The sequence below is a fragment of the Endozoicomonas sp. GU-1 genome (genome assembly GCF_027366395.1).
Lineage (GTDB): Bacteria > Pseudomonadota > Gammaproteobacteria > Pseudomonadales > Endozoicomonadaceae > Endozoicomonas.
On the sequence record NZ_CP114771.1, the window covers coordinates 5,631,235 to 5,658,226 of the forward strand.

Here is a 26,992-nt window from a genome sequence, read left to right on the forward strand (position 1 = left end):
CGTTGGTTACCGGTGATAAAAGTTCATGGCGTTGGATTTACCTGATCAGGATTCATTATGGCGAGCAATTCCTTGATAAATTCCTTCCGCTTGATTTCATAATCATTAATATGCTGAGTTGTCGATAGCCAGCCATTAACCCTGTGCTCAAAATCATGGCGGCAAACATGGCCAGACAGCTTCGCCTGAAGATTTGCAGCAAGTGTATGAAGGCGTCGTTGTTCTTCCCGACGCTGGTAGCAGTCAGGTATTGTGGGTTTGACTTCCGAGTGCAGGGTGATAAAACGTCTGGCTTTATTCAGGGTAAACAGGGAGCGCATAAGTAAGCCATAAATACGTTCACTGTTGTTTTGGGGGTTGTTAAAAAGAAGGGTTCGAGGTAAGTCAAGCACGGCCCCGTTTTGCAGTTGTTCCGTCAGCGGATCAAGGTTCTCTGCGAGGTGTTTCAGGGTATCGTTCAGCAACCTGGTTTCTTCAGTAAACGACAAAAACCATACCGGCCTCTTAACGCCGGGAACATAAATGGCCAATTGTTCTGCATTTTCATGGATCACCCTGTCATCGATACTCACCTTAAACGCCACTGTTTGCCTATCCAAATCACCATCTTTAAGACGAATATTGTAGCCGTTTGGCAGTCTGATCGCCTGACACCCCGGGATTGGCCGGATGGTAATACTGTTGGGGAAGGTTTCATTCCTGTCGATGTGCAGTGCCTGCAGTTTGTCAAAGAGTACACTGGCAGACTCTTCTGTGGTGCAGATAATGTCAATATCGTTAAATATCGGGCAGAGGTTTTGTAAAAAGCGTGCGTAAGAACCGGTAATCAGAATGGCGGGATGAATATAAAAACCATTGACTTCCTGAATAATATCCAGTGTTTTCAGCGTTAACGTATGTGATCGGGTAGCCGGATTGTCCGGGAAAACCGTTCCGGCGTTATTTATCCGGTGGGCTGAGTGCCTTTTGTCATTACCGGGCAAGCAGCCAGGCCCGGAGCTGTCCAACAGGTTGGCATTCAGTGCCAGCCGAGAATAAAAAGAATCTCTTTCGAGTAACCAGCCACCGCGTTCAAAGTCCCTGACCACCTCATCCGGTGTGAACTGCTGGCCATTCAACGTCAGGCCCCTCAGGCAACATTCCGCTTTGAAGTGCACCAGTTCCAGTGGTGCTTTGGCTGTCTGATAGCCCTTAACCACCGCATCCAGTGTGACCTGTTGGCCATTCAAGGGCCAATCCCTCAGGCAACACTCCCCTTGGAAGCGTGCCAGCTCCAGTGGTGCCTTGACTGTCTGGTAATCCTTAACCACCGCATCCGGTGTAACCAGTTGGCCATTTAACGCCAGCCCCCTCAGGCAACATTCCGCTTTGAAGCGTACCAGCTCAATTGTTGCTTTGATTGCCTGATAATCCTGAATAACTTCATCCGGTGTGATCAACTGGCCATTCAATGACAAGCCCCTCAGGCAACATCGTTCCTTGAAGTACGCTATCCCCCGTTTCCCTTCCGGACTGTTCGGGTACTCCATCACGACGACGTCCGGTGTGACCGGCTGGCCATTCAACAGCAGGCCTCTCAGGCAACACTCTGCTTTGAAGCGCCCCAGCTCCAGCTTTGCCTTGAATGCCTGATAATCCTTAACCACCGCATCGGGTGTGAGCTGCTGGCCATTCAACGGCCAGCCCCTCAGGCAACATTCTGCTTTGAAGCGCACGGCTCCCAGTCTTCCCTCAGGACTATCCGGGAAATCCTTAATCACTTCATCCGGGGTCAGCTGCTGGCCATGCAATGCCAGGCCTTTGATGCAACATTCCGTTTTGAAGTGTGCCAGCTCCAGTGTTGATTTGGCTGTTTGAAAATCCTCAACCACCTCATCCGGTGTGACCTGCTGGCCATTCAGTGCCAGGCCCCTCAGGCAGCATTCCTCTTTGAACCGGGCTAACTCCAGTGTTGCCCTGGCTGCCTGATAACCCTTCACCACCGCTTCGGGTGTGACCTGTCGGCCATTCAACGGCACGCTTCTCAGGCAACATGCCTCTTTGAAGCGGGCCAACTCCAGTGTTCCTCTGGCTGCCTGATAATCCTGGACCAGCGCATCGGGTGTGATCTGCTGGCCATTCAACGCCAGCCCACTCAGGCAACATCTTTCCTTGAAGAGCGCCATCCCCAGTTTGCCGCCCGGGCTGTTCAGGAATGCCTTAACCACTTCATCCGAGGTGACCTGTCGGCCGCTTAACGGCAGGTCTCTCAGGTAACATTCCTCTTTGAAGTGCGCCAGCTCCAGTGCAGCATTGATTGCCAGATATTCCTTAACCACAGCATCCGTTGTTAGTAGCTGGCCATTTAACGCCAGGCCCCTCAGGCAACAATCCGCTTTGAAGCGCGCCAGCCCCAGCTTGCCTTCCTTGCTATCAGGGTAACCTTTAACCACCTCATCCGTTGTGACCAGTCGGCCATTCAGGGGCAGCCCTCTCAGGCAGCATTGTTGCCTGAAGCGCGCCAGCCCCAGTTTGCCTTCAGGACTATCCGGAAAATCCTTAACCACCTCATCCGGTGTCACCTTCCGGCCATTCAGGGCCAACTCCTTCAGGCAACATTGTTGTTTAAAGCGGGCTATCGCTAACTGGCACTTATTATTTCGATCCGGCTCCCGATTGAATTCTTGAATGACCTGAACCGTGGTGATTTTTTTACCGTTATGCAGAATGTTCTGTAAGCAAAGTTTTTGCAGGAAGAAGCCTCCTCTGAGCGACGTTCTGTCATTGCCATAGGCACCAAGCACCGCAGCTGTGGTGATTTGACGCCCTTGTACCGGTTTTTTTTCCCAAAAGGCATCCTCAATACTTTTGCCATAATCCGGGAGGGTGGCTGTGCCGCCAGGGAATTGATGGCTGGAGATTCTTTTACCGTTAAATGTACTTCTGGAATGGGCAGGTACCCAGACCAGGCCGGTTTGTTGGTCAACCCAGGCAGCATACTCTGGGTAGAAGCAGGTTGAAGTGGGTGCTTTCAGAATAAAACCCTGTGCACTTGGCATGTAAATACCGCCGTTTGACCTCAGGGTGATTGTTAGGTTCCATTTAAAGCCACTTATGCAGGATGCATCATCGCAAGCAGTGTTTTGGTAAAGTCCTTCTTCTGGAGCTGATGATCATTAACAGGCTGAGTTGTCGATAGCCAGTGGTTAACTCTGTGTTCAAAGCCATGACGGCAAACATGGCTATGTAATTTCGCCTGTAGATTTGCAGCGAGTGTATGCAGGCGCTGTTGTTCTTTTGCCAGCGGGGTAGTCTGGCCATCAGGTTGTCCGGGTTTTTCTTCAGAGTGCAGGGCGATAAACTGCCTGGCTTTATTCAGGGTAAGCAGGCAGCGCATAAGCAAACCATAAATACGTTCATCGTTGTTTTGGGGCGTGTTGAAAAGCAGGGTTCGAGCCAAGCCAAATATCGCTCCTTTTTGCAATTGCTCTGTCAGCCGGTCAAGGTTCCTGGCAAGGTATTCCAGCGTATCGTTCAGTAATCGGGTTTCTTCCGTAAACGACAAACACCATACCGGCCTCTCAACGCCGGGAACGTGAATAGCCAATGGTGCGGTATTTCCATGGGCTACTCTGGCGTCAACACTGACGTGAAGCTCCATTGCCTTCCTCCCCAGATCACCGTCTTTAAGTTGAATATTGTAGGCGTGTGGCAGTTTAATGGCCTGACATCCCTCGATTGGCCAGATGGTGACGCTTTTGGCGATTTCAGAATCCCGGTCGGTGTTCAGTGCCTGCAGCCTGTCAAAGAGTGTTCTGGAAGACGCCTCTTCCGTGCAGACAATGTCAATATCATTAAATGATGAGCAGAGGTTCTGTAAAAAACGTCCGTAAGAACCGTTAATCAGCAGAGGGGGAGTGGTATAAGAACCATTGATTTCCTGAATAATCTCCAGTGTTTTCAGTGTTAGCGCATTTAATCGTGGAACCGGCTTGTCCGGGATGCCTGTTTTTGACCATTGTTTCAGGGTTTTAGCCATATAGACGGCAAATGTCTGGTGGATGGAAGCGGTTTCTGTTGTATCCCGATATTCCCTGAGCTGGCAGGGGAGGGGGTCTTCCTTGCCCGGATTGGCAACGAATACCCCTGCCGATGTTGTGCTTCGCTCAGAACGCTCGATAACGGGAATTACGTCGGGCAGGTGTTCTCGCTTAGGTCCGGTGTTCTCGCTGCTAACGGCAACAGAAGCCTCCTGTTGACTGGCAAAGGTTGCATATCGGTGAGGACTGTCACTCCCCTGGGCATCGAGTAACTCATCCATTACACAGGCTTCGGAGCTGCATTCTTCAAACCAGCAGGTTAAAGCATGGCGCAGCCTGCTTCCTTCAGGAAAACTTTTAAGATACCTGATTACCTGATCCTTATGAATGTGCTGTCTGCCAATAGACTGTCTGGTGATACAGCAGTGCGCCAGAAAGAAGAAATGCAGGCGTGAATTCTTAAATGAGCGCCTCAGTGTTTTGATGGCATGGAATACCTGTTTTGCAGACACTTTCTGTTGATCAATTGTCCATTTATTCTCCATAGCCATGAATTTCAATATACATTGCAATCGAGATTGCTCATCGTCTTTGACTGGCACTTTGGTTAAGATTTGCCAGGCCTGTTGAAGTATCTCCTGACCTTCGCTGGTTTCATCGTATCGATGGGATTGCTGCAACCTTTGCACCAGATATCTGGTTTGCCTTGAAGTATGATCTCCGGGTATATCATTAAACGCTGCCAATACCTTCTCGTTATCCAGATATTTGCCATTCAGTTCTCTGGCATTCAATGCCAATAGCGAATAAAAAATAGCTCTTTCGAGCAACCTGCCACCGCGCTCATAATCCTTAACCACGGCATCCGGTGAGACCTGCTGGCCATTCAACAGCAACCCCTTCAGGCAACATTCCGATTTGAAGCGAGCCAGCTCCAGCGTTGCCCTGATTGCCTTATAACCCCTGGCCGCGGAATCCGGTGTGACCTGTTGGCCATTCAACGGCAGCCCTTCTCAGGCAACAGTCTGCTGTGAAGCGCGCCACCCCCAGTTTGCCATCCGGACTGTCCGGGAAACTCTTCACCACCTCATCCGGTGTGACCTGTGCACCGTTGAGCCACAGGTCCTTCAGGCAACACACCGCTTTGAAGCGTGCCAGTTCAAGTCTTGCCCTGGCGGCCTGATAATCCCCGACGACTTCCTCCGTTGTGACATGCAGGTTATTCAAACACAGCCCCCTCAGGCAACATTCGGCTTTAAAGCGCGCCAGCGCAAGTTTTGCCTTGGCAGCCTGATACATTTCGGCCACTGAATCCGGAGTGACCGGCTGGCGATTCAACGCCAGGCCTCTCAGGCAACATTGTTCCTTAAAGCGCGCCAGCTCCAGTGTTGCCTTGACTGCCAGATAACCCTTAACCACGGCATCCGGTGTGACCGGTTGGCCATTCAATGTCAGGCCCCTCAGGCAACATTCCGCCTTGAAGCGCGCGATACCCAGTCTGCTTTCCCGACCGCCCGGGAAACCCTTAACCACCGCATCCGGTGTGACCTGCTGGCCATTCAACGCCAGGCCCCTCAGGCAACATTCCACTTTAAAGTGCGCTTTGCCCAGTTTGCCTCCCGGACTACCCGGAAAATCCTTAACCACCTCGTCCGGGGTGACCCGGTTGCCAGCCAGTGTCAGGCCTCTCATACAGCATTCCGCTTTGAAGTGCGCCAGTTCCAGCGTGGCCCTGGCGGCCTGATAATCCTTAACCACCGCATCCGGTGTGACCAGCTGGCCATCCAGAGTCAGGCCACGCAGACAACATTCGGCTTTGAAGCGCGCGCTCCCCAGTTTGCCCAACGGATTATCCGGGTAACCCCTGATCACCTCATCCGGTGTGACTTGCTGGCCATTCAACGACAGGGATTTCAGGCAACATTGCTCCTTAAAGCGTGCCAGCTCCAGTGGTGCTTTGGCTGTCTGATAATCTTTAATTACCTCACTCTGGCTGATCGGCTGGCCATTCAATGGCAGTTCCCTCAGACAGCATTCTGCTTTGAAGCGTGCTCTCCCCAGTCTGCCTTCCGGGCTGTCCGGGAAATCCATAAACACCTCATCCGGTGTGACCAGCAGGTCATGCAGCGGCAGGCCTTTCAGATAGTAGTCCGCTTTGAAACGTGCGATCCCCAGTTTGCCTTCCGGACTATTCGGGAAAGCTTTAACTACCTGCTCCAATGTGACCTGCTGGTCATTCAAAAGCAGGCCCCGCAGGCAACATTCTGCTTTGAAGCGCGCTAATCCCAATATTTCCCTGGCGGCCTGAAAATCCTTAACCACCTCATCCGCTGTGACCTGCCGCCCATTCAGCAGCAGCTCCCTCAGGCAACATTGTTCCTTAAAGCGTGCCAGCTCCAGTGCTGCTCTGGTGTCCTGAAAATCCTTAATCACTGACGCCGGTGTGATCCGATGGCCATTTATCGGCAGGTTCCTCAGGCAGCATTCCGCTTTGAAGCGTGCTCTTGCCAGTTTGCCTTCCGGGCTATCCGGGAAAGCCTTAAACGCTGCATCCGTTGTCACCTGCTGGCCATTCAACGGCAGGTTCCTCAGACAGCATTCCGCTTTAAAGTGGGCCATTTCCAGTCTTGCGTTGGCGGCCTGAAAACCCTTTAATACCGTATCCGGTGAGACTTGCTGGCCATTCAACGGCACGCCTTCCAGGCAACATTCTTCTTGAAAGCGTACTATGCCCAGTTTTCCTACCGGATTATCCGGAAAAGCATTGGCCACCGTATCCGGTGAGACCTGCTGGCCATTCAATGGCAAGCCGCTCAGGCAACATTGTTCCTGAAAGCGTGCTACTCCCAGTTTGCCTTTCGGATTATCCGGGAAAGCCATGACCACCTCATTCGGTGTGATCTGCTGGCCATGCAGGCCCAGGCCACTCAGGCAGCATCGTTCCATAAAGCGCGCTATTCCCAGTTTTCCTTCCGGAGTATCCGGGAAGTCTTTGACCACCGCATCCGCTGTGACCCGCTGACCATTCAATAGCAGGCCTTTTATGCAGCATTCCGCTTTGAAACGTGCTATCGCTAATTGGTACTTGTTATTCTGACCCGGCTCCCGTTTGAATTCCTGAATGACCTGATCCGGGGTGACTTTTCTATTGCCGTGTGGAACGTTCTGTAAGCAGAGCTTTTGCAGGAAGAAGCCGCTTCTGAGCGATGTTATATCGCTGCTATATGCTTTAAGCACCTCAGCCGAGGTGGTCTTGCGTTCTTGTAACGGTTTATTTTCCCAAAAGGCGTCTTCAAGATTTTTGCCATTATGCAGGGGGCGGCTTGTGCCTCTGCAGGGCTGATGGTTTGAGACTTTTTTACCGTTAAATGTGCTTCCGGGGCGGTCAGGCATCCCGCTTGAACCGGTGTTATCCCGACGGTCAGGCTTTGAGCGGGAGTGGGTGGATGCGGTTGTTTTCAGAATACCTCCTGCACCTGGATTATTAATGTCGCTGTTTGACCTCAAAATGATTGTCAGGTTCCATTGATGGTGTGTCAGGTGGAGGAGCAAAGATGCTCCATTGCAGGTCGATCAGAGTCAGCCTGCGAAGCAGCTCTCCTGCGTCCAAAGTACAACCGCTTTCTTTTAATCGCTAAATGCTTATACTGTATAAATAAACAGTTAATGAGTTTGAATGGCATGAAGCCGATCCAGATCTTTCCACGACCTTTGCCAGAGGCATTGCCCTTTTACCAGAGCCCGGCTGCCTGTGGCTTCACCAGCCCTGCGGCTGACTACCTGCAAGATACGCTCTCCCTGGACCAGCTGTTAATCCGTCATCCGGCAGCGACTTTTTTTGCCCGGGCCCAGGGGCGATCCATGGAAGGCGCTGGTATCTTTGATGGTGATATTCTGATTATTGATCGTTCCCTCACTCCGGGAGACGGTGATGTGATACTGGCCTTGCTGGACGGTGAGCTGATTGTAAAACGCCTGGCCTATTGCCATGGCAAACCGGAATTGCACTCGGAAAACCCCGACTACCCCGGGATTAAACTGGACTCTGAAGAAGGGCTCAATGTCTGGGGTGTGGTCACTGAAGTCATTCATCACCTGCGATGAAGGACGTTATTGCCCTCTGTGATGCCAATGCTTTTTACTGTTCCTGCGAGCAGGTCTTTAATCCATCCCTGCTGGGTAAAGCCCTGGGAGTACTCAGCAATAATGATGGCTGTATCGTTGCCAGAACAGCGCAACTGAAAGCCCTGGGCGTTGCCATGGGGACACCGGCGTTCAAGGTCAGGGATCAGGTGGCCCGTGGTGAAATCATACTGAAAAGCTCCAACTATGCGCTGTATGGTGATATGTCTTCCCGCTTTATGTCGGTGTTGGAACAGTTCAGCCCGAAGCTGGAAGTGTATTCGATCGATGAAGCCTTTGTTGAACTCTCCGGTTTCCCGCTGGCAAATCTGCATGCCATAGGGTTGGATATGAAACGGCGGGTATTCCAGTGGACGGGGTTGCCGATTGGTGTGGGCATCTCAACCACCAAAACACTGGCCAAACTCGCTAACTATGCGGCCAAGAAATTTCCGGCAACCGGTGGTGTTGTGGATTTAACCAGCCCGATACGCCAGCAGCGGTTAATGGCAATCACCCCGGTTGGTGAGGTATGGGGAGTAGGCCGACGCATAGAAAAACGGCTGGAGGCGGCAGGTATTCATACTGCTGCACAACTGGCAAACGCCAATCGTCGATGGGTCAGGAAACAGTTTTCTGTGGTGTTGGAGCGGACGGTCTGTGAACTTCAGGGGGAGTACTGCATTCCCTGGGAAGAGGGGAGTTCAGCCAATAAACATCAGATCATGTGCTCCCGGAGCTTCGGCCAGCGGGTCACTACCAGGCAGGCACTTCATGCCGCACTTGCCAGTTTTATCTGTCGCGCCTGCGAGAAACTCAGAAAACAACAGCAGTACTCCCGTGAAGCCATCATTTTTATCAGGACCGATCCCTTTAAGGCCAATCTCCCGCAAACCGGACGGAGTCTGAAGCTGATGGTTCCATCGCCCACCAGTGATAGCTCGGTTTGGCTGCAACAGTTAAATCCGGCTTTGGGCGTGCTGTTTCAGGAAGGTTACGAGTATAAAAAGGCGGGCTTTGCCCTGGTGGATCTTTGTTCCTGTGCAGGCTTTCAGGGAGACTTGCTGACGGCAGCGTCAATTCCGGAAAATACCCGGATGATGACCGTGCTGGATGCCATTAACCAGCGCTTTGGGAGCCAGACGCTCCGCCCTGCATCAGTGGGCTTCCGGGCGCAGCCATGGCATATGAACCAGCAGGTGCTGAGTCCTTCTTATACGACGCAATGGCCGGAGATCATGAAGGTTCAGACGTGAGTCAGGCATTGAGTTCACTTTGATGGATTAATGCATCAAGCCCGGCCATAAACTGGGACGGGCTCAGGTCCCGGGTGCTGAAAATATCCAGCCTCAATTGGGAGCGGCGATATTTGAACCGAAAATCCAGGATGAAGCGTGGATCGTGAGCATAAAGCTTCTCCCTCACTTTGATCAGTTTCCTGAGTTTGCCCTGAAGATCATGCCGGTGTTCATAAAAGTGTTCTTCAACGATTGGCTGAATAAGAAGACCCCACAACTCAGCCCGGTGATCTTTTGGACAGGCACCGATATTCCAGCAGTTAGACGTCAGATCAATAATGTTTTCGATCTCATGATTACTGTCGCTGTATTCACTGAGCAACGGCTCAACCCAATCCGCAATAATGCCGGAGAGCCCCGGGCCTTCAAAGGAGGGTTTCTGGCCAGCACAGAGAAACGCCAGTCGGGAAAATATACGCTTTAAACGGTTAATCATGGTATGCAAAGTACACTCACCGAAATGAATGGTATTCAGTAATGCCCTGCAATTACTCAGGGAAGCAGCCATGCCCATAAATGTAGTCAGTGTTCACTGTGTCAGCATCACTTTTACTCTCCAGTCAGATTTGATTGGGTCAGTGCCAGAAGTGCAGGATCAGTGTGATCATAATCGCAATACCAACTAATAAAACGATTGATTTGATAATGTGTTCCTGGTTTTTCTGTGGCTGCTCATTATCAGCAGGTGAGTCTGTGTTTTTCAGTAAAAAGGGAACAAGGTCGGCCATAACCAGAAAGCAGGTCAGGAGCAGGACGGATACAACAACAGTTTTTATCATTGTTTGAACACTCCGGTTATTTTTTGAACGAAAGAACTAAGTAGTGAATTTGATGTATGACATAGATAGATGACTCTGTGCTTTTTATCCAGATTGTTTGCATCAAGGCCTGAAAACGATTCACGTTACTTTTCATGTCTGTGTTTAATACGGGAATACGCTTACCTTTCTTCGGGAATTGTCTTATGCTGGGCAGCTTCGGGCTTAACAACAAATAAGGAGTTGCCCATGGCAGATGCATCGTATGTTCCTCCCAGGGTATGGACCTGGGAAAGTGAGAATGGTGGCCAGTTTGGTGGCATTAACCGGCCAACCGCCGGTGCCCGTTTTGACAAGCCGCTGCCGGTTGGCAAGCATCCATTCCAACTTTATTCACTGGCAACCCCGAATGGTGTGAAAGTCACCATATTGTTTGAAGAGTTGCTGGCGCTGGGGATTAAAGAGGCCGGGTATGACGCTTTTCTGATTGACATTATGGCAGGTGATCAGTTTGGTTCGGGCTTTGTTGGCATAAACCCTAACTCGAAGATTCCTGCCCTGGTGGATCGAAGTGACGGTGTGGAGATACCGGTATTTGAGTCAGGAGCCATCCTCCTTTATCTGGCCGAAAAATTTAATGCGTTTCTACCAGCGGAACCCGCCAGGCGGGCACAGTGTCTCTCATGGCTGTTCTGGCAGGTAGGCAGTGGTCCATACCTGGGGGGCGGCTTTGGCCATTTCTATGCCTATGCCCCGGAAAAATACCAGTACCCTATTGATCGCTTTGCCATGGAGGTCAAGCGTCAGCTGGATATGTTAAACCAGCATCTGGCAAACAATACCTATATCTGTGGCGATGATTATACCATTGCGGATATGGCAATCTGGCCATGGTACGGGGCCCTGGTGGATGGCAAAATCTACGATGCTGCAGAGTTTCTTCAGGTGGATGACTATCAACATGTTGTTCGATGGTCCAGGCATATTGGGCAGCGAGAGGCCGTTCAACGTGGGAAAATGGTCAACCGCACCTGGGGTGAACTGTCCGGGCAGTTGAGAAACCGGCATGATGCTTCTGATTTTGAACTCAGGACCCAGGATAAACTGGAAGCTTCAGAATAAATTGGCAATATTCCAAAACCAATCGGGTAAGGGCTGGTCTTTCTCCAGCCCTCCCCACAGCACCCGGCATGCGGGTCCGCACCGGGCGGTTCAACGATGATGGTGAAACCTGATCCATAAGTCTTTCAATGAAACAAGCCCAATTTTCGCGAGGTAATTGTTATTCAGTGCCTGTTGTACCGCATAAGTTTTACTCAGACGGTAATACCCTTTGCTGCTGGCTGCGATCTTGGCGGCGTTCACTTTATCAACGCCTAACCTGACCAGATGCTTAAAACGGGTTTTCGGCTTGCGCCATTGCTTCAGAAAACAGCAACGGATTCGCCGACGTATCCATTGATCCAGCAGGGGAATTGGTCGGTAATATTCCGATAACCGAAAATACCCCATCCAACCCCGGATATATTGCGCCAGTTTGCGTAACCGATGTTGCATTGAGACACCCCAGCGACGACTGGTCAACTTGAGTATCCGGTATTTGAATCGGTCCAGACACTTCTGGGCCCAGCGAACTTTCTTCCCTGTGAAGGTGAAACTCAGGAATTCGCTTTCTGTTGCTTTCACAACTTTACTTTTCCGGGAGTTAATCTTCAGTTTCAATTTGCGTTCAATGAATTGGGTAATGCTGTGCATCACCCGATCCCCTGCACGCTGACTTTTGACGAGAATCACAAAATCATCACAGTATCTTGCAAAGCAATGACCCCGATATTCAAGCTCCTTGTCGAGTTCGTCGAGGACCACATTAGACAGCAAGGGTGATAAAGGCCCACCCTGTGGCATGCCAACCCTGGTCGGGTAGACATTGCCCTCAATCATGACTCCGGAGCGCAGGTAGCGACCAATCAGTTTCAGAAGGCGTTTGTCGCGGACCTTACGGGAGACCCTCGACATCAAAACGTCGTGATTAACCGTATCAAAGAATTTACTCAGATCAACGTCAACGGCGTAATGTAGCCCCCCGTTGATCAACTGCTTAACCTGACGAACTCCGTCGTGTGCTGACCGTCCCGGTCGGTAGCCAAAGCTGTTTGGGGAAAATCCCGGGTCAAAGACAGGCGTCAGCACCTGCACAATGGCCTGCTGTATGACCCTGTCGATCACGGTTGGGATTCCCAGCAAGCGTTCACCGCCGTCCGGCTTTTCTATTACATGCCGGCGCACGGGTGACGGCTGATAGGTTCCGTCCAATAAGGCTTGACGCACTGAAGGCCAATGCTGTTTGGCAAAGTCTGGATAAGCTTCAATGGTGACTCCATCGATACCCGGAGCACCCTTGTTGCTTCTGACCTGTTTCCATGCGCTTGCCAGATTAGCCGGTTCAAGTACGCAATTTAGTAGATCATGGTTCAAAGCTGGTCAAAGATTCTGTCGCCAGGTACGGTGAGTCGCCGGACGGCTGCATCGCCCTGAGGGAATCAGTCTCCTCTTTGTCATCGATGTTCGGCCCTTCGCTGACGACTTCCCGTCCATTAATGACTTTTGTCGTACAGCTACTATGGCCTCTGCTGACTTCTGTCCAATCACCACGCGGAGTTGCCTCTGCTGGCGCTATTGGTTGCCATCGGGTTTGCTCGAACAGGATGATGAGTCACTGTTCGCCGAGCCTGTTGTAACCAGTGGCTGAGAACTGGGAACTTACCAATCGCATGTTGAACAGATCTCCCCGGATAAGAACATGGACTTTCAGTGCACAACCGCCGCATTTACCGTGTCTCACGAACCAGAGGGCTTTGTGATCCTTGGCTCACTCGCCCAGAGACTCAGCCTTGTATGCGATTTCTGTACGTCGGCTCGCACCTTTGCACTCAGACTGCCTCCGCACAGCCCCTCGCGGGACTGCACTTGCCTTAAGCTAGTGGTTGTCATCAGCAGGCGTCTTTACCGCCAGTCAGATGTAGGTTCTCCCACAGGGGACTTTCACCCCATCAGTTCATGCCCATGCCGGGCGTACCAAGATAACGGAAGGGTGAAATTTTCACCGTTCCGTTGTAACGGTGTGAAGCATAAGAAATAACGTTTCTATCCTATCTTTAATTCCACTTTTAATTCCACTTTGACCGAGATTCAGTCAGTAACTTCAAACGAAGGCGTAATAGGCTAAATGATTATCTGTAGAAAAATGGAACAAAATTCATTAACTGTTATCTAATAAGAATTATCAAAAGGATCTATATAATGAATTTCCCAGTCTTAGTTGATTTAGCCAGCAATTATCGAAACAGGCAGCCAGACGTAACTCAGGAAAAACAACCGGCAGCTTCTCTAAAAGCAGATTCTCTAAAAACTGCGCCACAGCGCGATATTTCCATTGAGAATCTGACTTACGATCTGGTGTTGCCAGCTGACCAGCTACAACCTGCTGATGCACTGGGTAAAGCATTTTTCCGGGATGTGATGACTACAGCCTTTTGTGCGAATCCCATCAAAACAGACTGCCTGAAGCCGGTGCATGTCAACCATCATCAAATAGAAGAAAGGAAAGTCAGTCCATTATTGAAAGGCGGCCTGTCTGAGTTAGTAAAATTATGGGGTCTTGTCGTCGAAGCAAAGGAGGTGGCAAATCAGGAAAGACAGACCAATACCCTGCCTTCTCAGGAACTGCAACGACAACGCATTACTCAGGATACAGGGTCAATGCTGACCTGCGAAGAGCAGAGAATACTGAATGAAGGCGTGATATTTGCACTAAAGTACCGCTGGTATGACATTTTAGAACGGATTCAATCCATCGTTGAAATCACTGGGGCAGAGTTGCCAGAGGATGTCCGGATAGCACTGAGTAACGGTCTGGTAGAGGCAGTAGATGATCACCGTCTTTACGATCAGGCAATGCTGTTACTGTCCTTCATTGTCAGCACTGGGACAGAGCTGACGAAGGAGGACCGGATAGCACTGAGTAACGGTCTGATAGTGGCAATAGATAACCGTCTTTACGATAAGGCAAAGCTGATACTATCCATCATTGTCAGCACTGATACAGAGCTGACGAAGGAGGACCGGATAGCACTGGGCAAAGGTCTGATAGTGGCAGTAGATAACCGTCTTTACGATAAGGCAGAGCTGTTAAAGTCCGTCTTTGTAAGCACTGAGACAGAGCTGACGGAGGATGTCCGGATAGAACTGAGTAAAGGTCTGATAGAGGCATTAGATAACCGTCTTTACGATAAGGCAAAGCTATTACTATCCATCATTGTCAGCACTGGGACAGAGCTGACGGAGGATACCCGGATAGCACTGAGTAACCGTCTGATACTGGCAGTAGATCACCTTCTTTACGATGTGGAAGAGCTGTTACTATCCATCATTGTCAGCACCGGGACAAAGCTGACGGAGGATGACCAGGAAAAACTGAGGAGTCATCTGGTATGGGCAGCAGCTTTCCAGAACTACGGGCGGGCAGAACGGTTAGTATCCACCATAACCACCATAAAGAGTACCGGGGTAGAGCTGACGGACGATGACGTAAGCAAACTGAATGAGTCTGTGGAGCGGGCCATAGCTGACGATCATTACGATGGCGCAGAGTGCTTAGCAGGTGTCATTCTGGCCCTGGGGGCAACGCTAACGGATGGGGTTCTGGATAAACTGAATGAAGCTCTGGAGCGGGCAATAGTGACTGACCGTTACGATGACGCAGAATGTTTATATGGCACGATTTTGAGCGCGGGGGCAAAGCCGACGGACAAAGTCCGCAGGGCACTGGATAGCAAACTGAAATGGGCAAAAAATCACGGTCATAACGATATACAAGAGTTGTTACAACTGATGATTCAAGGCAGAGCAATCAGCGAAATTCAGAAACGCAACAGTATGTGGGAACTGCTCGATACTGTAATGAATCCATTTCAGTAGGCCCGCAGTGACTGCATTCCGGGTATCTGAATCTGATGTTTAATTTCACAGTCATCCTGTAAATACGGGGGAAATGGCCTATTCTTCTAGCCCGGAAGAATAATGTTATGGTTGTGGTGTTATGAAACTGTATCCATTTATCCTTTTATTACCATCGATTGTCCTGGGTAAACCAATCGGCCTCGAACGGTTTACCCCTCCACCTTACCCTGAGGTGCCGGCCCATCCTCAGCCTGAAGGGCCGTTATACCCACCCCCGCAGGATTACTTATATCATGGTTATAGAACAGGGCCCGCACCTGCCTATACGCCGCCGATGTCCCCTGACTTATCCTCCTTTACTGCCTGTCAAATACCCGCCGGAACCTATCGTTTTGATGCTTACAGAATTGCCAAAACTGAAAATCTCTGGCTCTCTGAACTGGTGCTTTATCTGCATATCAGCCACGCGGGCATAATGGTGCTGCGTTTCAGGCTTAAGCCAACGGGTGGTCGTGAAGAGCAGTATGTAGTGATCCCCTATAGCAGTCATGCCGATCTGGTAAATGTTTGCAGTGGGGTCAATTTCAGCTTTTTCTTTAAAGGGATCAATGTGTATGGGAAGACCTTAAACGGAAATCTGTCCGGGCATCTGAGCAGGGATGGCAGCAAGAACAATTACCACATTACTGCTGATGGTTGGATGGAGCGTTACGATACCTCATACAATTCAAGAGTGACCATTAATCTGACAGGGCAGCAGTTTGGCTTTGTCTACCCATACATTAAATAGCGAACTGTGCACCTCGTTTGGCGGGGAAACGAGGTGCGGTCAGATTATCGAACCATGTGCAGGAAATGCATGTGCTTTTCATACTGATCGATAATATCACCAATCACCTGATCACTGGTCCAGCCCATAATGTCGTAACCCTGGCCGCCTTCTCTCAGGAAAACTTCGGCCCGGAAGTATTTGCGTTGTTCTTCATCTTCTTCGTCCAGCATAAAACTGGGCTGAAGGTAAGAGCGGGGCGTTACTTTGTAAAAGAAGTCCACTTCATCGCCGTGGAGTACCACCAGGCTGGGTATCTGTTTTTCGGTATCCAGTTGAATCGTGCTTTCTACCCCCTGTTTGCCCAGTTCTGATGCGACGGACTCCATAGCCGGGAGAGCAACATCCTGAATAAACCGATTGACATGGGCCCGTCGGGGAAAGCTGACCATCGTCGCCAGCCGGTTCTGCCAGGGAATCGGTTTATGACCCACTTTGGGGGTGAGGGTGGTTCTTTCCAGGCTGGCTTTCTTGGCAGCATCAACAGCCAGCGCTTTCAGTAAGCCATAAGCCGACACCAACAGTACGATGGAAAAAGGCAGTGCTGAGGCGATGGTCACCGTTTGCAGGGCCTCCAGGCCACCGGCCAATAGCAGCACCATGGCTACAATGCCTATAAGGCCGGACCAGAACACCCGCTGCCAGAGCGGCGTTTTACTGTTGCCCCCGGAGGCGAGCATATCGACAACCATGGCACTGGAGTCGGAGGAGGTGACAAAAAAGATCACGACCATGGCAATGGCCACCATCGAGAGTACATTTGAGAACGGGAAATATTCCAGAAACCTGAACAGCGCAATGGGTACATCGGTTTCTACGGCCTGACCCAAACCGGTCATGCCCCGGTTCATGATCATATCAATGGCGGTATTGCCAAAAGCGGTCATCCAGATCAGCGTCAGCCTGTTGGTACGAACAGAACGCCGGTAACAAACTCGCGGATGGTTCTGCCCCTGGAAATACGGGCAATAAACATACCGACAAACGGTGACCAGGAGAGCCACCAGGCCCAATAGAATAAGGTCCAGCCGCCAAGCCACTCGGTGGGCTGATAGGCGTAGAGATTGAAGGTTTTACCGACGATGTCAGACAGATAACCACCGGTATTTTGCACGAACATCTGCAACAGCAGAACGGTGGGTCCGAGCAGTACCACCATCACTAATAACATCAGTGCCAGTAGCAGGTTGGCTTCTGAGAGGCGTCGGATACCTTTATCAAGGCCTGTCGCCACAGAAATGGTGGCCAGTGCTGTGATGACCACGATCAGAATAACCTGTGTCTGTGTGCTGATGTCGATACCGAAAAGGTAGTTCAGCCCCGAGTTAACCTGCAAAACCCCATAACCCAGCGCAGTTGCAACACCAAAAATGGTGCCCAGTATGGCGAACACATCAATGGTATGGCCGGGAATGCCGTAAATACGGTCACCGATGATGGGGTAAAGAGCTGAGCGGAGAGTGAGCGGCAAGTTATGCCGGTAACCGAAAAAGGCAAGAATCAGCGCCACGATGGCATAAATCGCCCAGGCATGAAGACCCCAGTGGAAAAAGGTGAGTTTCATGGCTTCTCTGGCGGCTTCCACCGTACCAGGCTCACCCAGCGGTGGAGACAGGAAGTGCATAACCGGCTCGGCGACACCGAAAAACATCAGGCCGATGCCCATGCCCGCAGAAAAGAGCATGGCGAACCAGGAGCCAAAGCTGAATGAGGGTTCGGCATGATCAGGGCCCAGCTTTATATCACCATATCGGGATAGCCCCAGAAAGGCGACGCACAGAAGGATCAGGGCCACGGCCATGACATAAAACCAGCTGGCGTTGGTCATGATGCTGGACTGGAGATGCGTAAAGCGGCTATTGGCATCTTCAGGGAAAAAAACCGTATAGCCCACCAGTAAAAGTATTAACATGGCTGAGCCAAAAAATACGGGGGGGTTGATGGTTTGCCTGGAAGGCATAGAGATTTCCGGTTGGGACATGTTGCTGGCTCTTGCTGAATAGTCAAAATCAATTTGATCGTTTGGGTTTGGAGCAAGAAGTCCGTCAACGCTCTGAGGGGATGAACATGAAGAGGATCCTGTATACAACTTTAATTAGGAGTCTAGGTGAAATATATTACAGTTCAAACTATTTGAGATCAAATTGTGTTTGTTTTGCGGTTTATTTTGTGGCAAATAAATACGTCTGTTTTCTAAACCTCTTCGATGAGTAAATTGTATGACTGAACCGTGTTACTGGACTGACGTACTTATTTCTCTAAGACGCATAATACGTGCAACGGATCTGCACTCAAAACGTATGATCAAAGCCTGTGGCCTGACCACGCCCCAGATCATGGTGTTGAAGGCAATCAGCGATCTCGGTGATGTGACGGTCAAGCGGATTTCCCAGGATGTTTCCCTGAGCCAGGCGACAGTAACCATTATTTTGAATCGGCTGGAAGAGCGGCAGTATCTGGAGCGAGTCCGAAGCATCAGTGATAAACGAATTGTTAACGCACGGTTGACCGAGCTCGGACGCTCTGTATTGGCAACAGCACCGACGCTACTGCATGAACAGTTTATTGAGCGTTTTGAGGCGCTGGAGGCGTGGGAGAAAACACAGGTCTTGTCGTCTTTGCAACGGGTTGCAGCCATGATGGATGCCGAGTCCATTGATGCCGCGCCGCTTCTGGATATCGCCGGGACAGAACCTTAGCTGTTTGATTTTTGGTCTTTTTCTCTGGGGTGTTGATGAAAGTAATTTGAAATCTAATCATTAGAAGTGTAAGTTAGTGCACCAGTTGATATACGGGAAAGTACAGTTAAGTGTTCGGCGCTGGAAAATGGGCTTAAAATTTCTGCTGTAAATCGGCGTACGGAAAACCGCAGGAGCAGAAATTTTTAATCCCTTTCTACACCATAGAGCCAGGAAGGCACTGCCCGGTATCAGAAACGGATTAATAAAAACAGGATTGCACATGCTAAAAAGAACATTGTCTGCCGCTGCCTTACTGGCTGCTTCCCTCCCTTTTGCTGCCTCTGTGTCCGCTGATGAATGCGGTGATGTCACTGTCGCCGATATGAACTGGAACTCGGCAACGCTGATAGCTCACGTTGATCAATTTATTCTTGAGAATGTCTTTGGCTGTAATGTGGAGCTGGTGCCCGGCGACACCATGGCGACAGGTACCTCCATGGTTGAAAAAGGAGAGCCGGATATCGCGCCGGAAATGTGGAGTAACTCCATGAGGCAGGCTTTCGATAAAGGTGTTGAGGAAAAGCGCCTTCGCTATGCTGGCAACTCGCTGTCAGAAGGCGGTGAGGAAGGGTTCTGGGTACCGAAATACATGGTAGAAAAAGACCCTGAGCTGAAAACCATCAAGGGTATTAAAGGGAAGGCAGCCATCTTCAAGCATCCGGAAGATTCCAGCCTGTCCGCTTTTTACGGTTGCCCGGCGGGCTGGAACTGCCAGATTAATTCTGGCAACTTGTTCAGGGCACTGGAGCTGGAAGAACATGGGTTCGACCTGGTTGACCCGGGTTCCGGTGCCGGTATGTCCGGCGCTATTGCCAAAGCCTATGAGCGGGAAGAGGCCTGGTTTGGCTATTACTGGGCACCCTCGGCGGTACTGGGCAAGTATGAAATGGTCAAGGTAGATTTCGGTTCCGGTGTTGATGTTGATGAATTCATCAACTGTACCACCAAAGAAGATTGTGAGTCTCCGAAAGTTACTATGTATCCGCCATCACCGGTCAATACCATTACCACCGAACGTTTCGCGGTTAAAGCACCGGCAGCCTATAAGTACCTGGCAGGGCGCTCGTTTACCAATCAGCAGATGAATGAGCTGTTGGCCTGGATGGAAGAAAACCAGGCGGATGGTGAAATCGCCATGGAGCATTTCCTGACCAACTATGAGTCCGTCTGGTCCCAGTGGTTGCCTGCTGATGTGGTGGCAAAAGTAAAGCAAGAGCTTGCGGCTCTCTAAAGTCACCACTGGATGGGTTTATTTATTGACCTCCAAACTCCGTTCGTCTTGAGCGGAGTCGAAAGGCGTAAACTCCATACTCTGAATACTGTGCCAATCACCCATAATAAAGGCTGAAGTGTATGGCTAAGGAATCCTGGGTTACTGAGTTCCCGGATATGGAACGCAGTGACCTGATCGCTTTGCGAAAGACTCTGGATGGTGCCTACCGGGAATTTTCCCGGGAACATGGCGATTTGATTGAGTCGTTTTTTGACCCGTTACTCTCTTTTCTTGTCTGGTTTGAAAACCTGCTGATCAGCTCTCCCTGGTTACTGATACTGGCGGCTATCACCGGTTTGGCCTACGGCGCCAGCCGTTCCTGGAAGCTGTGCCTGGGTGTTGTCTGTTCCCTGTTGACCATTGGTTATTTTGGTATGTGGGAAAATACCATGAGAACCCTCAGTGTTATCACGGTATGCACTTTGCTCTCTCTGGTGCTGGGCATTCCAATCGGTATCGCCATGGCCCGTTCTGACCGGGTGCAGAAGCTGGTAACGCCGATGCTGGATATCATGCAGACCATGCCGGCATTTGTTTATCTGATTCCGGTGGTGATGTTGCTGGGGATTGGCAAGATTCCCGGTGTGATCGCGGTGGTTATTTATGCTATTCCACCGGTTATTCGACTGACCAACCTGGGGATTCGGCTGGTGGATAAAGAGGTATTGGAAGCCGCTACCGCTTATGGTGCCAGCCCGTGGCAACGGTTGTGGGGGGTACAGCTGCCACTGGCAATGCCTACCATTATGGCCGGTATTAACCAGACCATAATGATGGCGCTGGCCATGGTGGTGATCGCTTCCATGATTGGCGTGAAGGGCCTGGGGCAGCCGGTACTGAAATCCATTACCAATCAGTATTTCACCCTGGGGCTGCTCAATGGTCTTGCCATTGTTGCGCTGGCGATCATCTTTGACCGGGTTTCTCAGGCTTATGCCCGCAGAACCCAGAAACATCTGGGAGGCGCTGAGCATGCATAACAGTGACAAGACAAAACCTCTGATCCAGATTCGTGGCCTGTACAAATTATTCGGGAAACAGCCTGACAAGGTCATGTCCCGGGTTCATCAGGGGGAATCCAAAGATCAGATTCTGGCTGATACCGGGCATACGCTTGGGCTCAGGGATATCAACCTGGACGTCAAGGCAGGTGAGATTTTTGTGATTATGGGGCTTTCCGGATCCGGTAAATCCACCTTGATTCGCCATTTTAACCGTTTGATTGATCCCACTGAGGGGGAGATCCTGGTGGATGGCACCGATATTACCCGGTTTTCCGCCAAAGAGCTGGAAAGCTTTCGACGTCAGAAGATGTCCATGGTCTTTCAGCGTTTTGGTCTGATGCCTCACCGGACGGTCATAGACAATGTTGCCTATGGTCTGTCGGTTCAGGGTGTTGGCAAAGCCGAGCGACTGAAGAAAGCGGAACAATGGCTGGATACCGTGGGGCTGGCTGGCTATGAGCAGCAATACCCCTCCCAGTTGTCGGGCGGGCAGCAGCAGAGGGTTGGTCTGGCCAGGGCGCTGTGTACCGATGCGGAAATTCTATTGATGGACGAAGCTTTCTCCGCCCTGGATCCACTGATTCGCAGTGAGATGCAGGATCAGTTAATCGGCTTGCAGAGTAAGCTCCAGAAAACCATTGTTTTTATTACCCATGACCTGGATGAAGCGCTGAGGCTGGGTGATCGCATTGCCATTCTGAAAGATGGTGAGCTGGTTCAGCAGGGGGCTCCGGAAGATATTCTGTTGAATCCGGCCACGGATTATGTGGAAGCGTTTGTTAAGGATGTTAACCGTGCCCGGGCATTGACCGTAGAAACGGTGATGAAACCTCCGGCCTGCCGCATTACCGCGGAAACCATTGATGAAGCCTTGAGTCAGATGAAAAAGACCTCTGAAGACTTTGGCTATTACGTTAATGATGATGGCTATCAGGGGGTGATTCTTCAGCAGACCCTTGAGCAGGCCGTGCAGAAGGGGAGCCACAAGAAGGTCACCTCGATATTGATTGAGACGGTGCCGACTATTCAGGCAGACTCAATACTGGAGTCCGTTATTCCCGATACCCTGGACACCGACTTTCCCCTCCCCGTTGTTGATGACGATGGGCAGTTGCAGGGGCAGCTTTCCCGGTCCAGTCTTGCGGAAGTTCTGGGGGATGTTGGAATAAATCATTAATCGGGCAAAAGACATTAATGATAAACTCTTATTCAGGTGCTGAATGACGGTTGTATATCGGTAATGGATACTTTTTCAGAGTTGTCATCGACATTAGCTAACTTCATCCCTGGTCCTGACAACCAGCAAGATGCTTCACTTAATACGGCTGCTGCCAAAGGTGCAGCGTTTGGGGAAAGATCCGCATCTGTACTTGACCCCGGCGACCTGCAACAGGACAACCTGAAAATTGATCCCCGGTCCGATGGCGTAGCTGATGTACTTTTCACGGATCTGGCAAGGCGTCTTATCACGCCTTCTGAATTAGACGACATGTATAGTAATAGCGTTAACAAGCTGGAAGAATTCAGTGAAATGGTGTTGCTATCCAGCATGGATAAGACAAAAATATCGGCTTTGTTGACCAGGTATCAGATTAATCGATTAAAAAATCCTGATGTTTTAGCAATGGAAGCAATTTATTATAAAAATTTGAAAAAACACACGACTGTGTTTATTCAGGAAATTTATAATCTTGCCAACAATAGCAAGCTTGACCAATCATACAGAAACCATATTTGCCTGATGGCGATAGCCATTTATAACTTTTTGGATGAAAACGGCCATAAAACCATAGCGCATACTATGCAGTATTCTTTTACTGATATTTATAGCGTTCCTCTTTCAGCTCTTTATTTTCTGAGACTTGGCCAATCGCTGCTATATTCATCCGTTAATGATCCAATAGGTACATTGAAAGGTTATGAATTCCCGGTTAAACAAGGCGAACTGAGCTTTCAGGATTTGAAACGCCTTGGTAATTTACGGCTTTGTGTTATTGCAGACCAGGTATATACCAATATGCAGGAGGACAAGACAACTTCAGAACCGGTGATGACTATAACCAGAGCTTGTCATCCCGGGGATATTGTCAGCATTTATCATCAGATCTACACTTTCCGTCAGCATTCAGAGCTGAAAGATTTACTAGCGAACCCATTCTCGGAATCGATCGTTATTCATCATGCACTGTCACAACTGGAAACTGCCTTATCTGAAGAAGATTACACCTGTGTATCTGACACGCTATGGCAACATCATTGCCACAGCATACAAAATAAAATTGGCAAAAAACTGTTCTAGCTACAAGGGTGTATAACCGGCAGTAACGCCACCATCAATAGTAAAGATGTTGCCAGTAATGAACGACGCCTCATCTGAGCATAACCACACCACCGCATTCGCAACCTCATCAGGTGTTCCAAGTCTCTTTAGCGGATGAAAGTCGGCCAGTGCCTGACGACAGTTATCTGACAACGAGGCCGTCACATTGGTCAAGATCCCACCCGGGGCCAGCGCATTGACCCGAATTCCCTCTGTGGCATATTCCAGTGCCGCCACTTTTGTTAAACCAATCACCCCATGTTTGGCAGCGGTATAAGCGGACAACCCCGACGTCCCCGCCAAGCCTGCAACTGATGACATATTGATAATCACACCCCGACTACAGGCGCTCATCATGACCAGTTCATGTTTCATGCACAGCCAGGTTCCGGTCAGATGCGTAGCAATAGTCGCATTCCAGCTTGCCGTGGAGGTATCTGTCAGCGGCTTGGGAATACAATGGTTGCCAGCATTATTGAAGGCACAGTCGAGGGTTCCGTACTGGTCACGGATAACAGCAAACATTGTCCGAACCTCATCCGGATCGGAAACATCCGCCCGAATAAACGTTCCGTTACCGCCCAGACGACGAATGGCATCAACCGTTTGTTCCCCGGCATCCTCACGCCTGCCACAGACCAGCACCGTTGAGTTGTTTCTGGCAAAAGCAAGGGCTGTTGCCCTTCCTATTCCTGATGTACCGCCAGTGATAAGAACGACGCTGCCACGTTTATCCGGAACCCTCATAACGCCTGTAGTCTCCTGGGATACTTCTTGATTATTTGGCATATCTATCTTCGAGAATTTTCTTTAAATTATTAATTTCAATATTATGGGCGCTATACATTAAGCCAAACGCTTTTGCATACAAAGGATCATTTAAAAACCGGGCATGGCCATAAGTTATCCATAACAAGACAGAACCAGGCCTGCCAAACAACGGTTGAGCATCCAACAACTGACACTGGTAATTCATCCAAAGATCATCAGGGTTGTCATGCCCTACCAGCCAATTGATTCGATACTCTTCCCGGCAAGCAAGACAACGTAAAAAGACCCTGCCAGCAGGTGCCAATGACTCATCTCCCTCATAGATATCATCTTTGGCAATCCGCAGATTTTGTATGGACATCGTCCACTCTTCCAGTTTCCTGATATCGCTGACATAGTCAAATGCATCAACAGTGGAAACCTGTTCAAAAACCGCCGTGTTAGCAACATGCTGAGTGAAAAACTCACCGGGCTTGCGGGCAACTTCCGAGTCAGGCAAGATAAATCTTTCCCACAATTCATTAGTTGTATAATTTCTTGAGTTAATTAACTGCCCTGCAAACGTCATTGGCTGTTTATTAAGTAAATAATTTTCAGGCTTTTTATCATTATTCCATGTCCAGATACTGCAACCTGCACTATTTTCCCCCACAGAAGCCATTACTATGGTATCACCTGAACGTATCTTATTGAGCTGACACGCCATCGTCAGGTTGATCAATACCGAAGCGGAGGATACATTTCCATATTCTTCTAAAGTATCTACCGTCTTATTCTGTTGAATACCCAGTGCTTCCTTCCAGGATTCAAGAAATACTCTGTTTGGTTGATGAAGAATAAAAAAATCAATCTCATGATCACTCAAACCTGCTTTTGCCAACGCCTTATTGATTACATCCGATATCATTTCAGTCGAGAAAATCTTTAGCTTATCAAAAACACCTTCAGGCTTAAGGGGTTCAGGCATCGACATCAATTCTCTGAACCTGAAACTGATTTTATTACTGGCCCTGTTGTCTTTAATGTTTTCATTAACCTGCATGACCAGGCCACTTTGAAACCTGGAATCACTGGTGATATGTGCTGCAATCCGGCCATTTTGTTGACCATCTGCGCCTAAAATAATCGCTCCTGCGCCATCCCCCATACTCATGGCAATTTTCATGGATGCTTCAGATGTATCGTCCTGTAGTTTGGAAAATGTCTCACTGGAGACAATCAATACATTGTCAGTCTGTCCGGATTCGATTGCATAAGCCCCAAACTCCATTGCCTGGATGACACCATTACAAGATTCCAGCATATGCAGATATAAGCAATTTCCGAGTTTCAGCCTGTCTTTTAATTCAGCGATACCTGTCGGGATAATGCATTCGGCATTAATAGTGCTGGCAACCAAAATCAGTAAGCCAATATTGTCAACAGATATGCTCGCCTGGGTAATGGCTCTGAGCGAGGCACGGTAAGCCAGATCAATATAATCAGTATGACGACTGGCAAATCGCCTGTTTTTGATTCCCGCGCTTAGCAGCCACTCATCAGTCACACCCCTGGATTTGTAATCAAACTCATTATTACTGACAGTATTCTCTGGTAAATAGGCACCCACGCCAAGGATATTAACAGCCATAAATATCTCATCCAACATCAAGTTGATTAACAAAGCGATGCTCACAAACCATTGACTTGCAAAAGACGGGGTGAGATTTTTTGTAATAAAGCGCCATGGTTTTCACCGACACCTGACGACACCATCACAACATTATCACCGCAATTCACTTTCCCTTTTTCCAGCGCATCCAGGAGATTAACTGCTACCGACGCCACGGCGATATTCCCGTAATGCCGGAATGTTTCATGGTATTTACCGGCAGGAATACCGAGCGCCTCTCGCCAGGCATTGCCCGCCCAGTGAACAGGTTGATGGGCAACAAGAAAATCAATATCCTCACGGCTATAGTTGGCCTTGCCCAAGGCTCCATCAACAACAGTCACTATGTCATCCCGGCAATTTTCGGCTATTTCCTTGCAGAGTGACGGGTCGTTGAAGGTAACAAATTCCTGTTCAAAATCGGGCCCCTGCGAGGTAATGGCAGACAGCCTGGGCCGACGACGCTGAAAGACAATGGCAGCATGGCGAGCTCCCTGGCTGATGGAGTGTGAGCTAATATACCCGTATCCCTCGTCCACCCTGGATACAATACCGGCGACCGCCGCATCGCCGGTATTCGGACTGTAGTAATTGGATTTATCGCTAATATGTGAATCAATAGCACTGCCAATAATCATCACATTGCGCTTCAAACCACAACGCACGTAGAGTACTGCCATTTCCAGCATGGTAATAAACGAGGAACAACAGGTATCAATGTTATAGGCACCAGCGTTGGGCAGCTTGAGTTTATGTTGAACCAGTGAAGCATTCAGGGGAACATGCCGGTCCGGCACAAGGGAACTGACCATCAGCAAGTCAACCATGCTCTGATCCATTCCTGCATTGTACAGAGCAAGCGCACCGGCCAAAGTCTCGGCATCAGAAGATAGCATCAGATGGGGCCGGATAGCGTTAGCTCTGGATTCTGGGTCTACCGGTACCCGGCAACGAGTTTCAATCCCTGCAAACGGATTACTCTTCTTTTTATCCGGCAGACGATCAAACCAGGCCTTATACCATGGCTGACTTTGCCACCCGTCATAATTCGTTTCTACGGTTCCCGGCAGCAAGCCATTTTCCGAGATGGGTTTTAAATAATCATGGTGCAGGCGAGTCTGCTTGGCAAGATAGGCGGGCAACTGGGAAGCGTCTCTTTCCCTGATATTTTTACCAGGCAGATAACCCCCCATGGCGACCAAACCGGCAGAAAACTGACCATTAAGAAACTCGCACATTAAACATAT

The 26,992-nt window shown here is 49.8% G+C and carries 20 protein-coding genes; 10 read left to right on the forward strand and 10 right to left on the reverse strand.

Features of this window, described 5'->3' with window-relative positions; all coding sequences use genetic code 11:
• Positions 1–23: 23 nt before the first annotated feature.
• Genes O3276_RS23665 through O3276_RS23675 form a run of 3 tightly spaced genes read right to left on the reverse strand, consistent with a single transcriptional unit; the run spans position 24 to position 7,526 of the window.
• Positions 24–3,038 (reverse strand): hypothetical protein, encoded by a 3,015-nt coding sequence (locus O3276_RS23665; RefSeq protein ID WP_269673504.1) that lies wholly within the window; start codon positions 3,036–3,038, stop codon positions 24–26.
• Between the two features lie 53 nt (positions 3,039–3,091).
• On the reverse strand, positions 3,092–5,020 hold the full coding sequence (locus O3276_RS23670; protein WP_269673505.1) for a hypothetical protein: 1,929 nt from the start codon (positions 5,018–5,020) through the stop codon (positions 3,092–3,094).
• Positions 4,974–7,526, reverse strand: coding sequence for a hypothetical protein (locus tag O3276_RS23675; RefSeq protein WP_269673506.1), 2,553 nt, complete (start codon positions 7,524–7,526; stop codon positions 4,974–4,976). Before O3276_RS23675 ends, O3276_RS23670 begins: the two co-directional genes overlap by 47 nt.
• A gap of 174 nt (positions 7,527–7,700) precedes the next feature.
• On the opposite strand from O3276_RS23675, the gene O3276_RS23680 reads away from it, so the two are divergent.
• The gene (locus tag O3276_RS23680; protein ID WP_269673507.1) at positions 7,701–8,123 is read left to right on the forward strand and encodes a LexA family protein; all 423 of its coding nucleotides are present in this window, start codon (positions 7,701–7,703) and stop codon (positions 8,121–8,123) included.
• Complete coding sequence (locus O3276_RS23685; protein WP_269673508.1) at positions 8,120–9,397, forward strand: Y-family DNA polymerase; 1,278 nt, start codon at positions 8,120–8,122, stop codon at positions 9,395–9,397. Before O3276_RS23680 ends, O3276_RS23685 begins: the two co-directional genes overlap by 4 nt.
• A gap of 1 nt (position 9,398) precedes the next feature.
• Here O3276_RS23685 and O3276_RS23690 read toward each other — a convergent pair whose 3' ends face one another.
• Complete coding sequence (locus O3276_RS23690) at positions 9,399–9,947, reverse strand: hypothetical protein (RefSeq protein WP_269673509.1); 549 nt, start codon at positions 9,945–9,947, stop codon at positions 9,399–9,401.
• 499 nt (positions 9,948–10,446) lie between these two features.
• Here O3276_RS23690 and yghU point away from each other — a divergent pair, with 499 nt between their 5' ends.
• Positions 10,447–11,319 carry a glutathione-dependent disulfide-bond oxidoreductase gene (gene yghU, locus O3276_RS23695; protein WP_269673510.1) on the forward strand — a complete coding sequence of 291 codons (873 nt, stop codon included), beginning with the start codon at positions 10,447–10,449 and terminating at the stop codon, positions 11,317–11,319.
• Positions 11,320–11,409: 90 nt separating this feature from the next.
• Here the strand turns inward: yghU and ltrA are convergent, their stop codons facing one another.
• Positions 11,410–12,672, reverse strand: a complete 1,263-nt coding sequence (ltrA, locus tag O3276_RS23700) for a group II intron reverse transcriptase/maturase (protein WP_269673511.1) — start codon at positions 12,670–12,672, stop codon at positions 11,410–11,412.
• 825 nt (positions 12,673–13,497) lie between these two features.
• On the opposite strand from ltrA, the gene O3276_RS23705 reads away from it, so the two are divergent.
• Both O3276_RS23705 and O3276_RS23710 read left to right on the forward strand, forming a co-directional pair.
• On the forward strand, positions 13,498–15,174 hold the full coding sequence (locus tag O3276_RS23705) for a hypothetical protein (RefSeq protein WP_269673512.1): 1,677 nt from the start codon (positions 13,498–13,500) through the stop codon (positions 15,172–15,174).
• Between the two features lie 121 nt (positions 15,175–15,295).
• Positions 15,296–15,946, forward strand: coding sequence for a hypothetical protein (locus tag O3276_RS23710; protein WP_269673513.1), 651 nt, complete (start codon positions 15,296–15,298; stop codon positions 15,944–15,946).
• Between the two features lie 44 nt (positions 15,947–15,990).
• Here O3276_RS23710 and O3276_RS23715 read toward each other — a convergent pair whose 3' ends face one another.
• Both O3276_RS23715 and O3276_RS23720 read right to left on the reverse strand, forming a co-directional pair.
• Complete coding sequence (locus O3276_RS23715) at positions 15,991–16,872, reverse strand: BCCT family transporter (RefSeq protein WP_269673514.1); 882 nt, start codon at positions 16,870–16,872, stop codon at positions 15,991–15,993.
• An 11-nt stretch (positions 16,873–16,883) separates the two neighbouring features.
• Positions 16,884–17,966 (reverse strand): BCCT family transporter, encoded by a 1,083-nt coding sequence (locus O3276_RS23720; RefSeq protein ID WP_269673515.1) that lies wholly within the window; start codon positions 17,964–17,966, stop codon positions 16,884–16,886.
• 238 nt (positions 17,967–18,204) lie between these two features.
• On the opposite strand from O3276_RS23720, the gene O3276_RS23725 reads away from it, so the two are divergent.
• From O3276_RS23725 to O3276_RS23745, 5 genes are all read left to right on the forward strand, one after another.
• Positions 18,205–18,684, forward strand: a complete 480-nt coding sequence (locus O3276_RS23725; RefSeq protein ID WP_269673516.1) for a MarR family winged helix-turn-helix transcriptional regulator — start codon at positions 18,205–18,207, stop codon at positions 18,682–18,684.
• Positions 18,685–18,946: 262 nt separating this feature from the next.
• Complete coding sequence (locus O3276_RS23730) at positions 18,947–19,957, forward strand: ABC transporter substrate-binding protein (RefSeq protein WP_269673517.1); 1,011 nt, start codon at positions 18,947–18,949, stop codon at positions 19,955–19,957.
• A 122-nt stretch (positions 19,958–20,079) separates the two neighbouring features.
• Positions 20,080–20,979: an ABC transporter permease gene (locus tag O3276_RS23735; protein ID WP_269673518.1), complete on the forward strand. Its 900-nt coding sequence runs from the start codon at positions 20,080–20,082 to the stop codon at positions 20,977–20,979.
• Positions 20,972–22,180 (forward strand): quaternary amine ABC transporter ATP-binding protein, encoded by a 1,209-nt coding sequence (locus O3276_RS23740; protein ID WP_269673519.1) that lies wholly within the window; start codon positions 20,972–20,974, stop codon positions 22,178–22,180. Before O3276_RS23735 ends, O3276_RS23740 begins: the two co-directional genes overlap by 8 nt.
• 63 nt (positions 22,181–22,243) lie before the next feature.
• Entirely contained in the window at positions 22,244–23,302 is a 1,059-nt protein-coding gene (locus O3276_RS23745) for a hypothetical protein (protein ID WP_269673520.1), read from the forward strand.
• Here O3276_RS23745 and O3276_RS23750 read toward each other — a convergent pair whose 3' ends face one another.
• The 3 genes from O3276_RS23750 to O3276_RS23760 are packed head-to-tail and all read right to left on the reverse strand — an operon-like array spanning position 23,303 to position 26,983.
• Positions 23,303–24,112: an SDR family NAD(P)-dependent oxidoreductase gene (locus O3276_RS23750; protein WP_269673521.1), complete on the reverse strand. Its 810-nt coding sequence runs from the start codon at positions 24,110–24,112 to the stop codon at positions 23,303–23,305.
• Complete coding sequence (locus tag O3276_RS23755; RefSeq protein ID WP_269673522.1) at positions 24,102–25,769, reverse strand: 3-oxoacyl-ACP synthase III family protein; 1,668 nt, start codon at positions 25,767–25,769, stop codon at positions 24,102–24,104. Before O3276_RS23755 ends, O3276_RS23750 begins: the two co-directional genes overlap by 11 nt.
• Positions 25,766–26,983, reverse strand: coding sequence for a 3-oxoacyl-ACP synthase III family protein (locus O3276_RS23760; RefSeq protein ID WP_269673523.1), 1,218 nt, complete (start codon positions 26,981–26,983; stop codon positions 25,766–25,768). The genes O3276_RS23755 and O3276_RS23760 overlap by 4 nt, the downstream gene beginning before the upstream one ends.
• Positions 26,984–26,992: the final 9 nt, after the last annotated feature.